The organism is Lysinibacillus sp. GbtcB16, from assembly GCF_019091145.1.
In the GTDB taxonomy this organism is placed as follows: Bacteria; Bacillota; Bacilli; order Bacillales_A; family Planococcaceae; genus Lysinibacillus; species Lysinibacillus fusiformis.
In genome coordinates, this window is sequence record NZ_JAGXJV010000313.1 from 1 (window position 1) to 277 (window position 277).

A 277-nucleotide genomic window follows, 5' to 3' on the forward strand; every position below is an offset into this window, starting at 1 on the left:
GCCTTCGCTAATCATACCGTTGCCAAGAAATTTCGCTGCAATGAAACCGACGAGCATCGCGGTAACAATTTTCGTTCCGAGCAGTGTACCGCCTTTTTTCAAAATATACGGGGTTGCTTTAAAATTGATGGTCGAACCCATACAAACATAGAATACAGCCAGGATCGGCAAGGATCCGGTCATTAGAGCGCCTGTGAAGGAGCCAAATGTTTTGCCCATCGCAGGGAATAATGTCGTTATAATCGCCCCTAAAATAAGCGGCACAATCATCATGCCT

The 277-nt window shown here is 45.8% G+C and carries 1 protein-coding gene; it reads right to left on the reverse strand.

Features of this window, described 5'->3' with window-relative positions:
• The coding region (locus KVT27_RS24390; RefSeq protein WP_217582154.1) for a 2-keto-3-deoxygluconate permease at positions 1-277 on the reverse strand (277 nt) is incomplete at both ends.